The organism is Streptomyces sp. NPDC058371 (assembly GCF_042723265.1).
GTDB lineage: Bacteria > Actinomycetota > Actinomycetes > Streptomycetales > Streptomycetaceae > Streptomyces.
Genome location: NZ_JBHXJC010000001.1, coordinates 1,617,798 through 1,631,375, shown reverse-complemented (window position 1 = coordinate 1,631,375; position 13,578 = coordinate 1,617,798). Strand labels below are relative to the sequence as shown.

Annotated in this window: 10 protein-coding genes and 2 pseudogenes; 7 read left to right on the top strand and 5 right to left on the bottom strand. The window is 68.8% G+C overall.

Annotated elements, in window-relative coordinates; all coding sequences use genetic code 11:
• Positions 1–304 precede the first annotated feature (304 nt).
• Positions 305–2,527, top strand: coding sequence for an MMPL family transporter (locus ACFWM2_RS07175; protein WP_383273855.1), 2,223 nt, complete (start codon positions 305–307; stop codon positions 2,525–2,527).
• A 300-nt stretch (positions 2,528–2,827) separates the two neighbouring features.
• On the opposite strand, the gene ACFWM2_RS07170 is transcribed toward ACFWM2_RS07175, so the two are convergent.
• Positions 2,828–3,622, bottom strand: coding sequence for a hypothetical protein (locus ACFWM2_RS07170; protein WP_383273853.1), 795 nt, complete (start codon positions 3,620–3,622; stop codon positions 2,828–2,830).
• Positions 3,623–3,833: 211 nt separating this feature from the next.
• A complete protein-coding gene (locus ACFWM2_RS07165; RefSeq protein WP_383273851.1) occupies positions 3,834–5,051 on the bottom strand; it encodes a hypothetical protein in 1,218 nt (405 codons plus the stop codon).
• Positions 5,052–5,755: 704 nt separating this feature from the next.
• Here ACFWM2_RS07165 and ACFWM2_RS07160 point away from each other — a divergent pair.
• The 5 genes and pseudogenes from ACFWM2_RS07160 (at position 5,756) to ACFWM2_RS07140 (ending at position 8,651) form a co-directional block, all read left to right on the top strand.
• Positions 5,756–6,685, top strand: a complete 930-nt coding sequence (locus ACFWM2_RS07160) for a conjugal transfer protein (protein ID WP_383273849.1) — start codon at positions 5,756–5,758, stop codon at positions 6,683–6,685.
• Complete coding sequence (locus tag ACFWM2_RS07155; protein WP_383273847.1) at positions 6,682–7,023, top strand: hypothetical protein; 342 nt, start codon at positions 6,682–6,684, stop codon at positions 7,021–7,023. Before ACFWM2_RS07160 ends, ACFWM2_RS07155 begins: the two co-directional genes overlap by 4 nt.
• A complete protein-coding gene (locus ACFWM2_RS07150) occupies positions 7,020–7,595 on the top strand; it encodes a hypothetical protein (RefSeq protein WP_383273845.1) in 576 nt (191 codons plus the stop codon). The genes ACFWM2_RS07155 and ACFWM2_RS07150 overlap by 4 nt, the downstream gene beginning before the upstream one ends.
• Positions 7,592–7,900, top strand: a pseudogene (locus ACFWM2_RS07145) (ATP/GTP-binding protein); the annotation flags it as partial. The gene ACFWM2_RS07150 and the pseudogene ACFWM2_RS07145, both read left to right, overlap by 4 nt.
• 511 nt (positions 7,901–8,411) lie before the next feature.
• Positions 8,412–8,651, top strand: coding sequence for a hypothetical protein (locus ACFWM2_RS07140; RefSeq protein WP_383273843.1), 240 nt, complete (start codon positions 8,412–8,414; stop codon positions 8,649–8,651).
• Positions 8,652–8,878: 227 nt separating this feature from the next.
• Here the strand turns inward: ACFWM2_RS07140 and ACFWM2_RS07135 are convergent, their stop codons facing one another.
• The 3 genes and pseudogenes from ACFWM2_RS07135 to ACFWM2_RS07125 all read right to left on the bottom strand — a co-directional run bounded on the left by ACFWM2_RS07135 (position 8,879) and on the right by ACFWM2_RS07125 (position 11,910).
• Entirely contained in the window at positions 8,879–10,354 is a 1,476-nt protein-coding gene (locus ACFWM2_RS07135) for an alkaline phosphatase PhoX (RefSeq protein ID WP_383273841.1), read from the bottom strand.
• Positions 10,355–10,499: 145 nt separating this feature from the next.
• A pseudogene (locus ACFWM2_RS07130) lies at positions 10,500–10,692 on the bottom strand (DDE endonuclease); the annotation flags it as partial.
• Between the two features lie 216 nt (positions 10,693–10,908).
• Complete coding sequence (locus ACFWM2_RS07125) at positions 10,909–11,910, bottom strand: LacI family DNA-binding transcriptional regulator (protein WP_383273839.1); 1,002 nt, start codon at positions 11,908–11,910, stop codon at positions 10,909–10,911.
• Between the two features lie 328 nt (positions 11,911–12,238).
• Here ACFWM2_RS07125 and ACFWM2_RS07120 point away from each other — a divergent pair, with 328 nt between their 5' ends.
• A complete protein-coding gene (locus ACFWM2_RS07120) occupies positions 12,239–13,576 on the top strand; it encodes an ABC transporter substrate-binding protein (protein ID WP_383273837.1) in 1,338 nt (445 codons plus the stop codon).
• Positions 13,577–13,578 lie beyond the last annotated feature (2 nt).

The following is a 13,578-nucleotide window of genomic DNA, read 5'->3' as shown; positions in this document are numbered from 1 at the left end:
TCAAGCCGCCCACAGTGGCCCATTGGGGCCGCCGGCTCTTTGGCGCGGGCCTGATCATCAGCGGTTTGCACGAGCAGTGCGGCTCCCCGGCAGGACGTCGACGCCGCACCCTCCGTGCACGTGTACCCCCAAACCGGCCGTGTTCCGGGGAGTACGGCCCCCTGGCCTGACTGGGTGGTGTCGCTCCGACCGGTCTCTTTGCCTCGCTACCGGTCCGAGGACACGCGAAAGGTAGTGGGGCAACTCAAGTTCTGCACCTCCGACAGTCGAAGACCGACCTGTCCGATCAGTCCGGGAGTAAGACTTGTCCATCTACCTGTTTCGCCTGGCCCGCTGGGCGTTCCGGCGCCGCCGCCTCGTGCTCGCCGTGTGGATCCTGGCGGCCGCTACGGCGATCACCCTCGCGGTCGTTGGCGGAGGCAAGACCGACGACACCTTCACGGTTCCCGGCACTGAATCGCAGCGGGCCACCAACCTGCTCAAGGAGAAGCTGCCCGCCCTGAGCGGCGGTCAGACCCAGATCGTGTTCGCGACCAGTGGGAACACCAAGGTCACCGACCCGTCGTACAAGGCCGGTATCGAGGCCGCGATCGGCAAACTGAAGACCATGCCGCAAGTCGGCCTGGTCACCGACCCCTTCGAGTCGAAGGCCATCTCCAAGAACGGCAACGTCGCACTCGGGTCGGTGCAGTACGACGCACAGCCGACCGACGTGAAGGAATCGACCCTGGACGCGGTCGAGGCCGCCGTCGTCCCGGCGCAGGACGCCGGTGTGCAGGTCGAGTACTCCGGCAGCGTCTACCCCGGCTGGCAGATGGAGATCTCCGAGGTGCCGGAGATCGTCGGCATCCTCGTCGCCTTCCTGATTCTGACCATTACCTTCGGCGCGTTCGTCGCCGCCGGGCTGCCGATCCTCACCGCGATCATCGGCATCGTCGTCACCATCATGAGCATCTCTGCACTGGCGTCCGTCATGACGATCGCCTCGACCTCGACGACCGTGGCAACGATGCTCGGACTGTCCTGCGGTATCGACTACGGACTGTTCATCCTGGCCAGGCATCGCAACAACCTGCTCACCGGCATGAGCATCGAGGACTCGGTCGCCCTGGCCGCCGGCACGTCGGGCAGCTCGGTGGTCTTCGCCGGGCTGACGGTGATCATCGCGCTGTGCGGTCTCTCCGTCGTAGGCATCCCGTTCCTGACCGTGATGGGCCTCGCCGCCGCGGGAGCCGTCCTGATCGCGCTGCTGATCGCCCTGACCCTGATGCCCGCCATGCTGGGCTTCGCCGGGAACAAGGTGGCGAAATTCATCAGCACGCCGCTGCGCCCGGGTCACCCCGAGGACGTCGCCCGGACCGCCGCCACTGAGCCGGAGCGCACCTTCGGTGCCGCGTGGGGGCGTTTCGTGGTCCGTTTCAGGGTGCCGCTCCTGATCGGCGGGATCGCCTTGCTGGGGGTCTGCGCCCTGCCCGCCACGCAGATGGAACTGGGCCTGCCCAGCGGTTCGTCGAAACCCGAGCACGACACCGCGCGCAAGGCGTACGACCTGACCACGGACAACTTCGGCCCGGGCTTCAACGGCGCCCTGCTGGTGGTCGCCGACGGCGTCCCCGATGCCGCCGCCGCGACGCCCATCGCCGCCGAACTCGGCAAGACCGCCGGCGTCGTATCCGCCGCGCCGATGGCCGCACGCAACGATGTCGCCGTCATCCGGGTCATTCCGAGCACCGGCCCCAACGACCAGGACACCACCGACCTCGTGAACCGGATCCGGGACAACCGGGCAGCCATCGCGGGAGACTCGGGCGCCACGATCATGGTCGGAGGAAATACCGCATCCAACATCGACGTGTCGAGCAAACTCTCCTCGGCGCTGCCGGTGTTCCTGATCGTCGTGGTCGGTCTGGCCTTCGTCCTGCTGACGCTGGCGTTCCGCACCATCCTGATCCCGATCAAGTCGATCGTCGGGTTCCTGCTGTCGGTGGCCGCGGCGTTCGGCGCGCAGGTCGCGATGTTCCAGTGGGGATGGGGTGAGGACCTGTTCGGTATCCCGCCCAGCGAGACCATCAGCTTCCTGCCCGTCATCATGCTCGCCATCATCTTCGGGCTCTCCAGCGACTACGAGGTGTTCGTGGTCTCCCGCATCAAGGAGGAGTTCACCAAGAGCGGCGACGCCGTGCTAGCGGTGGAACGCGGTACCGGTCTTGCGGCGCGCGTGGTGACCGCGGCCGCGCTGATCATGTGCAGCATCTTCGTGGCGTTCATGTTCACCGACGACCCGACCATCAAGGCCATCGGCTTCAGCTTCGCTGTCGGCGTCGTCCTGGATGCCTTCGTGGTCCGGCTCACCCTGGTGCCCGCCTTCATGGCAATCGCCCGCGCGAAGATCTGGTACCACCCGCAATGGTTCGGCAAGTACGTCCCCGACTTCGACATCGAGGGCGACCGTCTCCAGCACCAGTTCGCCACCGGCAACGTCGCGCAGACGGCGGATACAGGTCCAGCCGCGAGCGGGAGCACCTGACCCCCTGTGGCGGCGTACCACCGCCTCCACCTGGTAGGTGGGAAATGATCTACATGTCCACGGGAAATGATCTCCCCAGGCCTGTGAGTAAAGCCTGACCAGCGCATTCCGTCGGTTCCCCCTGTTGATCTCCTGAGTTCCGGGGCCGGGGTAGTAGGCCTCGTGTGCGAAGAGCAGGTAGACGTCCGGCGTGCGGACAGCCGGGTCAGGTTCGGGCTGGGGCATGGTGAGAGTTCCCTTCGGGAGCGTGCCGCGCGTGGGGCGCGGTGCCGGCGGTGTCGTCGGCCGGACGCCGGGCGGCTACGGGCCCAGCAGCCGCCCGGGCTTGCGGGTGAGGTCACCGTCGGCGGAACGCTGGAGGATCTCGGCGACCTGGTCGGCGAGTTGGAGCATCAGCCGTTCACGGGCGATGAGGTCGGGCGAGGCCGAGCGGGTGTTCTGGGTCTGGAGCAGGCCGGCGGCGTCCCACAGCAGGTGCTGGCCGATCTCGGCCGAGCGGCGCAGTTCGTGGCGGTCGCTGCCGGCGGCGGCCTGGACGAGGGACGTGTGCAGAGCGGCGAGGCGCTGGAGGTAGCGGCAAGCCCCGTCGCCTTCAACACTGCGGACGTGTTCGCGAGCCCGGGCGTCGAGGCAACCGGGCAGGTACTCGGCGAGCAGTGGGGCAAGCAGCATCGCTGGCAGCGCGACGTCGGCGGGGACTCGGTGGGCCATGGCGAACAGTCCGGCGACCAGGCCGATGAGGCCAACAGCAACGGCGGAGATCCGCGGGGATCTGGAGGTGATGCGCTGGGCGGGGCGCCGTGTCAACCAGCGCACGGCCAGGCGCTGGATGCGGGTCGCGGCCGGAGTGAGTACCCCGATCTGTTGGGGGATCTCTGGCATGCTGCCGTCGCCGGGGACGATCCAGGCGAGCCAGCCCCATGCGGTGTGTTCATGCACGAGCTCCAGTTCGCAGCGGGCCGTGCAGGTGTGGTCGCGGATATGGCCGGTGCGCAGGGCGCGTGAGCGTTCCTTCTCCCACCGGCCGGGGTCGCGGCTGAAGGGGCGTTGGTGGTGCGCGGGTCCGGTCGGCGGGGTGCGGAGGTTGTCTGTCACGGGCTGCTTCCTTCCACTTGGTCGGCAAAGACGGAGGCGCACGTGGTGCAGCGGCCATCGCTTGCGGGGTGGGCGCGGCGGGGCGTTGGGCCGGGACAAGTGCGGCCCGGCGGCCAGCCGAGGCAGGCCGGGCAGAGGTCCTCGCCGGGGGCAGTGCCGGGCACGCCGCAGCCGGCGCATTCGACGAGGGCCCGGTAGGTCAGGGCCTCGCTCACCGTGCGCGCGGCCGCGGAACTGGTCGGCCGCAGCCCCGGGTCGTCCCACGCGGGCTCGTCGTGGTGGTCGGCCGCGATGGCGGGCGGAGGGTAGGCCTGGGCGGCTCGAAGGCGGGCGGCGATGATCGCGCCGACCGTGGTCCGCACCGGGTGGGGCAGGGGGGCCGGGCGGCGATGACGTGCAGCAGCTGCTCGCGGCTCCAGCCGGACTCCAGCATCACCGTCACGACGCGGCCTTGATCGGTCAGCGCCTGCCCGGTCAGCAGCAGCTCGGGCCGAGCCGCCGCGAGTTCGAGCAGCAGCTGGATCCCCGGGTGCATCTGATCCGCCGCGGACACGGCCGGCAGGGATGTCGGCTTGCGCGCCTGGTCCGTCCGTCCACGTGCCGGCGGCCCTTCGCCGCACGGACGGAGGGGTCTGGTGTTCTGCTTGTTGGTCTTCTTACTGATGGTGTTCTTAGTGCCGGGATCAGCCAACGTTGGCTCAGCCAATCCTGGAAAACCCGACTCTGGTTGTGAGCTGGGGTTTTGCAGGGCAGGCAGGTCGGTGATGAAGTACAGCGACTGGCGGAGCGTCCCGTCGGGGTTCCGCTCGCGGGTGCGGTAGAGGAATCCGTGCCGCTCCAGCTGGTGGAGCCCCGTGGTGATGGCGTCGACGCCTTCGCGGCCGCGGCGCACCAGTTCGGCGACAGTGACCTGCCAGCCGTCGCGGTGCGTGGAGACGTACCCGAAGATCCCCTTCGCCTTGAACGACAGCCGAGCATCGCGGAACAGACCGTTGGCGATCTGCGTGAACTGATCGCCCGCCACCACGCCGCGTCGGATGCCCGCCAAGAAGCCGGCGTCGAGTTCGTCTTCGATCGCGAGGGCAGGGGTGGCTTCCAACAGGGCGATGTCGAGGGTGGCGGGGCGGTCGGTGATCGAGTAGACGACGTCGCCGAGTGTGCCGTTCGGGCGGCGCAGGCGTTCGCGGATCAGGTAGCCGTACCGTTCCAGTTCCTTCAGGCCGGCACGGATCGCCTCGCGTCCGTCGGGGCCCACGGCGACGAGGTGGCCGAGGGTGATCTGCCAGCCGTTCCGGTGCGTGCTGACGTACCCGAAGATCCCCTTCGCCTTGAACGACAGCCGAGCATCGCGGAACAGACCGTTGGCGATCTGCGTGAACTGATCGCCCGCCATCACACCCCGGCGAACCCCCGCCCCGAAGCGGCTCACCGCGGTGTCTCCGAGGCGAGCCGCGCGTGGTGTCCAAGGCAGCGCTCCACGCCCGCCGGGATGGGGCAGGCTGCGGGCCTGGGTGCGCAGTTGTGCGTGTGTTCCATGCCGTCAGCTCACCCGCCGACCCCGACCAGACCGGCGGCCACGAGCCCCGACCATCGGTCACGATCCGGCAACGCAGCTATCAAGGTGCCGTGGTCGGGCTCGTGGTCGGGCCGACCACGCGCCTCAGCCCGGTGCGCAGTCGCTTCGAGATCCCGATTGCGCAGCCCCGACCGGTGGTTGCGCAATCGGGCTGCGCAACCGGTCGAGGATCGTGCGCAGTCGCCGTGCGCGGTGCGGCTGCGAAGTCCGTCCTGGATCTTGTGATCTATCTGGTGCGCAGGTCCGGGTGCCGCATGCGCAGGGTGCCGATCGTGGCCCGGGAGGCCTGTGTCTGCGCATCGGTTCGCGGGGTCCAGTGGCCGCACGGCGGGTGGTCGCGCAGCGGTCCGGTGCCGCGCCGTTTGCCGGTCCCGGGGACCGCTCGGATGTTCGCGGCGAACCCGTGGTCGGGTCTGTGGTCGGGCCGACCATGACCCCAACCATGGACTTCGTGGCCCGTTCGTGACCGTGGTCGGGCCTTCATGGTCGGTGGTCGGGTCGGGGTCGGCGGGTTTTCTCAAGGTCAGCAACATTCGTCCTGACCTGGGAGTTTGACCATGTCCCCTGCCAAGCAGGCCTCGGAGAGCGAGGCTGCTCCGATGGCGGCCGGCGCCCGGCTGGAGGCGATGCGGCGCCGCGTGCGCCTCTCGCGTCTGGCGGTCTGGACCGTCATCGCGGCCGGTCCGATCGCCCTGTGTGTCGCCGTCGCCTCCACCCCGACCACAGTCGAGGCGGCCACCCCCGCCAAGCCCACCGCCCTGCGCACTACGGCTACCGCCGCCGACCCGGGCGGCTATGCGCAGCTGTTCGTCAGCGCGTGGTTGCGCAGCAGCACGGACGACGCGACGAGTGCGCAGGCGCGGCTGGCGCAGTCACTCGCGCCCGACGTCGAACTGCCCGACACGGCCGCGGGCGCGCAGTCGAAGCCTCAGTTGGTGACGGCGGTGCGCAGTGCGCAGCGCACCGGCGGCACGTGGTCGGTGACGGTGGCTGCGCAGTACGCCGACGGACGGTTGCGTTACTACGCCGTGCCGGTGGCCGCCGGTGGCGCCGGCGCCTCGTTCGCGGTGACGGGCGCGCCCGGCGTGGTGGCCGGACCGGGCCGGGCCGAGGTGGCGAAGGCGCCGTACGGCGTGAGCGTCCCGGAGGGTGATCTGTCGTCCGCCGTCGGGGAGTTCTTCGCCGCGTACCTGACCGGTGCCGGGGAGGTAAGCCGCTACCTCGCTCCCGGCGTGACGCTGTCGCCGGTCTCCCCCGCCCCGTACACGGCGGTCTCCGTCCAGCAGGTGTCCGCCGTCGAGGAGGCCGCGGCCGCCGAACACGTGCCGGCCGACGGCACGAAGGTGCGTGTCCTCGTCCAGGTGGAGGCCCAGGACGCCGACGGCCGGTGGCCGCTGGCGTACGAGCTCGCACTCAAGGCCCGCTCGGGCCGGTGGGAAGTCGCGGCACTGGAGTCCGGCACGGTCCAGGACGGCGGTGTGCGGTGAACACGGTGCACAGCCTGATGCTCGCCGGGCAGCTGGACGACCTCGGCAACAGCTGGATCAACATGTTCAAGAACTGGGCGACCAAGGGCCTGCAGGCCGGTCTGCTCGTCCTCGTCGTCGTCATCATGATCCAAAAGTTCTCGTTGAAGGCAGGGATCGGCGCCCTGCTGTTGATGGTGATCGCGCTGGGGCTCTACGACTCGCGCAACAGCCTCGCGAACATGTTCGAGGACGAGGTGAAGAACCCCTCCAAGGGCGCACCCGCCGTCCCGGGCATCGTCCAGACCGAGCTCCCTGCCTCCCGTGACCACTCCCCCGGCGCTGGGGGCTGGCTGTGACCGCGGCCGCCGGCCGGATGGGCCGCTTCTACACCTCCGCCCGCCGCCACCCCTGGGTGCTGGGCAAGGTCGCCGACTGGAAGATTCCCCTCGGCCCCTACACACCCGCGCAGATCGCGGTTGCCGTCCTCGGCGGCTTCCTTCTCATCAAGACCATCGGCTGGTGGTCGTGGATGGGGCCGGTACCGCTCGTGGCCTGGTTGCTGACGATCTGGGCCGTACGCCGTCCGAAGATCCGAGGGCGTGCCCCGATGCAGGCGGCCCTGGGCTGGGTGCTGCTGGGCTGGCAGCCCCGCGGAGGGCGGATCGGCGGGCGGGCCGCCCGCGACCGCGGGTCCCGTCCCCTGCTCGGCGGTTTCACGATCGAGGACACGCCCGCGCCCGCTGCGTCAGCCGCACCGGCTCGCGCGGCCGTGCAGCAGGCCACCGGGGTACCGCACCGGAGTCCCTCCGCCACGCGCTCGTCCACGCGGCAGCTCACTCAGCCGGCTGCTCCCCCAGCACCGGTGGTTCCGGTGTCGGGTGTGCAGCAGCTGCTCGCACTGGCCGGGCAGGGCGGGGGTGTGCGGTGAGGGTTCCGATCCGGCACATCGCCGGGCATCTGGTGTGGTCGACGCAGGGCAGCGTGTGGGCCCTCTACCGACTGCACCCGGGCCCGGACGCGCAGGGACGACGTGAGGAGACCGTCCAGGGCACCTACGTGCCGGCCCCGGTCCGGGACGAACAGCTCGCCAAGATCACACATTTGGTGCGGTCGTTGTCCGGGGCACCGCGGTTGTTCGGTCTGTGCGCGCAGGTCGACCCGGGCGAGATCGCCCTGCGGATGATCGAGGGCATCGAGCCGGCCGAGCAGGCACCCGGTGCGGGCCGCCACCCGCCCTACTCACCATCCTGCAGCTGGAGGAGCTGGGATCGCGGTTTCCTTCCGTGCGGCAGCGAAAGCCGCTCGCCTCCCCGTCCGAGTCAAGAACCGTCTGCTGGGGTGCCAGCACACCGGCAGACGATGCATGTGTACGAGGTCGCATGTTCGGTTATCACGACGCCGGCATCGCCGCGTACATCGCCGATCCGGCCCCGCTGAACCGCCTGCCCTCGGACTAGATGCCGATGACCGGTGATCGAACCCCGACACATATGCGTCATCAGGTCCTGGCACTTGGGGGACGAGGGTGCCCAAGTGGTCGCGTGCAGCGGCTCTCGGCACGGCAGCCTCGACGACTCTCGTGGGTGCTGCACCCAGAAGCGAAAACCTCAGCACTTGCGTCGTAAATACGGCGACCTATTCCGCTTGTGGCCGTGCCGCCTCAGGCTCGACGGGGAAGTCAGGACAGGCGCCGGAACTGTTCGCCGCACTCACGCACGCAGCGGCGTTCGCCCTGGTCAATGAGATGCCGACGGCGCAGTACATCGGCATGCCGGAGAACGTCGGAGAACTGGTGGCGAGCGGCCTCTCGGCGGACCCGGCCGCGGTCGGTGCGCTGCGGTACGACACGGGCGACAGCGATGGTCGGGCCGCTATCCGCGACGCTTTCTACAACGACGACATCGACGAGGCGACCGCCGAGGCAGCGCTCTCGCTGCTGACCGCGGACGCACCAGACGGCATCGCCCTCGAACCATCACCGTGACCGCCGAGCGGTACGGTTCGATCCCGCACGCTACGGCTCCGTCCGGCCAGACCCGGTGGCCACGGCAACGCGCTCGGCAACGTCGCCCATGTGGTGTCCTGGCTACCGAGGGCAGCCGGGCACCACTGGAGTCAGGCGGGGACATCAGCTCGTCCCGGTTTCCTCGGGGAACGCAGGAGCCTTGACGGGTCGACCGAGTAAGTCCTGGAGGCAGGCGGAGCGTGGGGTCAGCGCTGGTAGCGCCAGGGCCCCTTGATGGCGTAAAGGATGCCGGGGTTCTGGATGCTCGCGTACAGCGTCGTGCCGTCCGGGGAGAAGACGACACCGGCGAACTCGCTGTAGTTCGGGTCCTCCGCGGTGCCGTCGTTCAGCTCGTTCCGGGCGATCGGGTAGGTCTTCCCGTCCTCCGTGGCGCCGAACAGGTGCTGGATGCCTTCGCCGTCCTCCGCGATGACCACACCGCCGTACGGGGAGACCGTGATGTTGTCCGGACCGTCGAGGACGCCGTCGTTCGCGTCCGGCTCCGGGTTGACGCCAAAGATCAGCTTGAGAGTCAGCGTGCCGCGGGCGGGGTCGTAGTACCACACCTGTCCGTCGTGCTGGACCGGGCTCTCCTCGCGCGCGAAGGACGAGACGACGTAGGCGCCGCCGTCGGCCCACCACATGCCTTCGAGCTTGCGGGCGCGGGTGACCTGCGACCCGGTGAACTGCTGGCGCACCGGGACGGTCTTGGCGTCACGGTCGGCAACCGGCACCCACTTGACGGTGTACTTGGTGCCGGCCTTGGTGGCGCGGGACAGGTCGTCGACGTACTGGCCCTTGGAGTCGAAGCACTTGAAGGCTTCCAGCACACCGGCGGTGTCGGAGAGGGTCCGCAGCTGGCCCCGGCCGTGCTTGAAGCCCTTCGGCGGAGTCCAGCGGTACCACAGGCCGTTGGGGCCCGAGGCGTCCTCGGTGAGGTACAGGTGACCGCGCTTGGTGTCCACGACGACGGCCTCGTGGTCGTAGCGGCCCAGCGCCTTGATCGGCTTGGGGTTCTGGTTGGCGCGGCGGTCGTACGGGTCGACCTCGAAGACGTACCCGTGGTCCTTGGTCATGCCGTTCTGGCCGGCCTTGGCGGTGTTCTCCTCGCAGGTCAGCCAGGTGCCCCAGGGGCTGCGGCCGCCCGCGCAGTTCTGCTGGGTGCCCGCGACGCCGACCCATTCGGCCACGCACTCGCCGTCCTTGGAGACCTCCACAACCGTGCAGCCGCCGGGGGCACTGGGGTCGTAGACGAGTCCCGGGGTGAGCGGGACGGGGTGCGGGGGGTCTGTGCGGGAGTCGCGGATCTCGTGGTTGACGACCAGTAGCGTGGAACCGCGAGTGCCCTTGAAGGTGGCCGTGCCGTCGTTCTTGTTCGGCGTGAACTCACCGGAGTCCAGCTTGGTGACACCGGCGCGGGTGACCACCTTGTAGGAGAACCCGGCGGGGAGCGCGAGCAGCCCGTCGGGGTCGTCGATCAGCGGTCCGTACCCGGTCTTGCTCTGGTGCGCCTGCGAGACCTGCTCAGTGGCGTCGAGATTCTGGCCCCTGCTCTTGGCGTCCTCGGCCGTCTCGGCGGCGTACGCATACGAACTGGCGGTGGACAGCACACCTGCGGCACCTATGAGGGCGATTCCCGCGCCGGCCGAGGTCTTGGCGAAGTCTCTTCGGGTGGTAGGCACGTTGATCTCCTGGGTGGCACGAAACCGGTGGGTAACTGGCGGCACGGCACACAGTCCCCTGCGCCGTCGAGCAAAAGGTAAACGGGATACAACAGATGCGCTAGATACCGAACATGCGGCCAGGCCGTATCCCGTTCTTCGCCCTGTCCCGCTTGGAGAAGCTTTTGCGTCCTTCGAACTGGGCGTCCGGGCAGGGCCGGTAGATCAGCCGGGAGCGTTCGCCGGGTTTGTAGCAGGCCAGGGCGACGACGGCTGGTCATCGGCGGGAGCGGCCCCGCACGCGCACGACGGGAGTGCGGCCGCGGCGGGGACCAGGTGCGGGCGGTCGGCGGTGTCATCGAGAAACCGGCTTCGTCCTCGAAGGCGAGCCACGAAGCCCTCCTCGACCTCGCCACCCGCCAGATCACCCACTGCCACGTCCAACAGCTTTCCTGGCCCGGCACGGTTGCTATTGAAGTCGCCGAGTGCGATCAAGTTGTGGTCCCAGCCGCATTCCTACCGATCGGTGCACGCATTGCGAAACGCGCCCTACCGGCTGAGAGCGCCGGCCGACCCTACGCCGACTCCCGCAACCGCAGTTTTCCGTGGACCACCATCTCGTCCCGGCTGAGTCCGCCGCTGTGGGTCAGCAGCCGCGCCGCCTGTTCGACGGCGAGCGCGCCGAGCTCCCGGGTGTCGAGGGCGACGGTGGACAGTGGCGGTTCGATCAGGGATCCGAGCTGAAGGCCGTCGAAGCCGATAACGGCGAGGTCCTGGGGGACCTGGCGTCCGAGCCGGCGGGCGGCACGCAGTGCGCCGATGGCGATGATGTCGTTGAACGTGAACACGGCGGTGACGTCGGGGTGCTGGGCGAGCAGGTCCTTCAGCGCGCCCTCCCCACCCTCCACGCTCTGGTCGGCGCGGCACACCGCGTCGGAGTCGAGTCCGCAGGCGTCCATCGCGGCGGCGAACCAGTCGTGCCGGTTGCTCGGCTCGGACCGACCCGCGTGATCGAGCATGCCGATCCGCCGGTGCCCCGACTCGGCCAGATGGCGGATCGCGGAGGCAACGCCCTGCTCTCCGTCGATCCGGATCGCGCTGAACCGCTCCGTGCGGTGCTCCCGGTCGATGAGTACAACCGGCATCCCCCGGGTCAGCCGGTCGATCTCCTCCTCGGCCAGGCTCATGTACCCCACGACAGCGTCCACCTGCGAGGCGATCGCCTCCAGGGTGCCCCGCTCCTCCTCGACGCGATCACTGGTTTCGCACACGACGACATGCCAGCCGCGGGCCCGTGCCTCGTCCAGCGAGGCGGCGGCGACCTCGGTGAAGAAGGGGTTGAGCAGATCGGGGATCACCAGCCCGACGCTGATCGTGTCCTGGCGGACGAGCCCTCGAGCGAACCGGCTCGGCCGGTATCCCAACGCGAGGGCGGCATCGAGGACGCGCTGCTTGGTGGCGACACCGATCTCGTCCTTGTCGTTGAGCGCACGGGACACCGTCTGCCGGGACACCCCGGCGCTGCGGGCCACATCGTCGATCGTCACCCGGCGGGGTCCGGTCCCGGACGACGCCATCGTTCACCTCCGCCTATTGTCGACGCGCGCGCGTCGCAAGGGTCACTGAGTATGCCCCGGGCCGCCATTGTGGTGCGACCACGCGTGCGAACGGTTGATCGTGCTCCCCGGCGCTCCCCTGGCTCCGGAGCCTTGACACTCGACCCAACCGAAGCGCAAAATCCCAATCACTTCACGACAAGCCCTCTCATCAGCGCCCCGTTACCGCTCCCGTGAGCGCTCACGGTACCGCTCACGGAATCACATTCCAACCAGAAGGCATCCGCCTCCAGGTGTCAACGTCGACCCCGCCTAGCACCGTCGCTAGTCGTTCTCTGGAACGGAAGATATGAGCAGCACAGTCACACGTACTCGCCTCGTCATCGCAGCCGCGGCCGCCGGCGTGGTCGTCCTCGCCGGGTGTTCGTCGTCCGACTCGTCGTCCGACAACGCGTCCGCCGCCTCCTGTGAGCCCTCCAAGGGCAAGGTCACCCTCCAGTACTGGAACACCGTCAACGGCATGGACAAGGTCGTCGACCTGTGGAACAAGGAACATCCCGACATCCAGGTCGAGTCGAAGAACATCTCCAACGACCAGTACGGCGCGATCGGCAACGCCCTCAAGGCCGGTACGGCGCCGGACCTCGCCCAGGTCGGCTACGACCAGTTGCCCACCCTGCGCTCCCAGGACGCCTTCGTTGACGCGTCGGCCTGCAAGACGGCCGCCGACGCCAAGTCGAAGTTCGTTCCGTGGACCTGGTCGCAGGCCAGCTTCGGCGGCGAAGGGGTGTTCGCCCTTCCGCAGGACACGGGCCCGATGGCGATGTACGTACGCACCGACATCTTCAAGAAGTACGACGTCCCGATTCCGACGACCTGGGACGAGTACACCACCGCCGCGGAGAAGCTGCACAAGGCGGACCCGAAGCTCACCATGACGTTCTTCGACCCGAACAACGCCGAATGGTTCAACGGGCTCCTCTGGCAGAACAACGCGAACATGTACAGCTACTCCGACGACAAGTGGCACGTCACCGTGGAGTCGGACAAGAGCAAGCAGGTCGCCGACTACTGGCAGAAGCTGATCGACGACAAGCTCGTGCGTACCGACCTCGCCAACGGGTCGACGCAGATGTTCGCCGCCTACCAGAACGACCAGATGGCCACCCAGATCGGGGCGGCCTGGGGCTACACGGGGATGCGTGACAACCTTCCCGACCAGGCCGGCAAGTGGTCGATCGTCCCGATGCCGACCTGGGGTGCGGACGGCAACTCCGGCGACTGGGGCGGCTCGACCGTCGCGTTCATGAAGGGCGGCAAGCATCTCTATGAGGCTGCCGAGTTCAACACGTGGCTGAACACCGACCCCGACGCACTCGCGATGGCGAACGACCTGGGCGGCCTGTACCCGGCGTCCACCGACGGGCTGGACATGCCGGCGCTGTCCAAGGGCGTGCCGTACTACAACAACGAGAAGATCTTCGACGTCTTCGCCGCGTCGTCCAAGAAGGTCGACACCGACTTCAGCTGGGGTCCCACCCAGAAGACGGTGAACCTGGCACTGCAGGACGCGATGTCCAAGGCGGTGGCCGGGGACGGCAAGCTGACCGACGCGCTTGCCGCTGCTCAGGCCTCCGCGCTGAAGTCGATGGACGACCTGGCGATCCCGGCCACGGCGGGCAAGTGACC

Bases quoted from the DNA above. Each gene is read 5' to 3' on its own strand.
- ACFWM2_RS07120 (WP_383273837.1), top strand. From the start codon at position 12,239: ATGAGCAGCACAGTCACACGTACTCGCCTCGTCATCGCAGCCGCGGCC.
- ACFWM2_RS07125 (WP_383273839.1), bottom strand. From the start codon at position 11,910: ATGGCGTCGTCCGGGACCGGACCCCGCCGGGTGACGATCGACGATGTG.
- ACFWM2_RS07160 (WP_383273849.1), top strand. From the start codon at position 5,756: ATGTCCCCTGCCAAGCAGGCCTCGGAGAGCGAGGCTGCTCCGATGGCG.
- ACFWM2_RS07140 (WP_383273843.1), top strand. From the start codon at position 8,412: ATGCCGACGGCGCAGTACATCGGCATGCCGGAGAACGTCGGAGAACTG.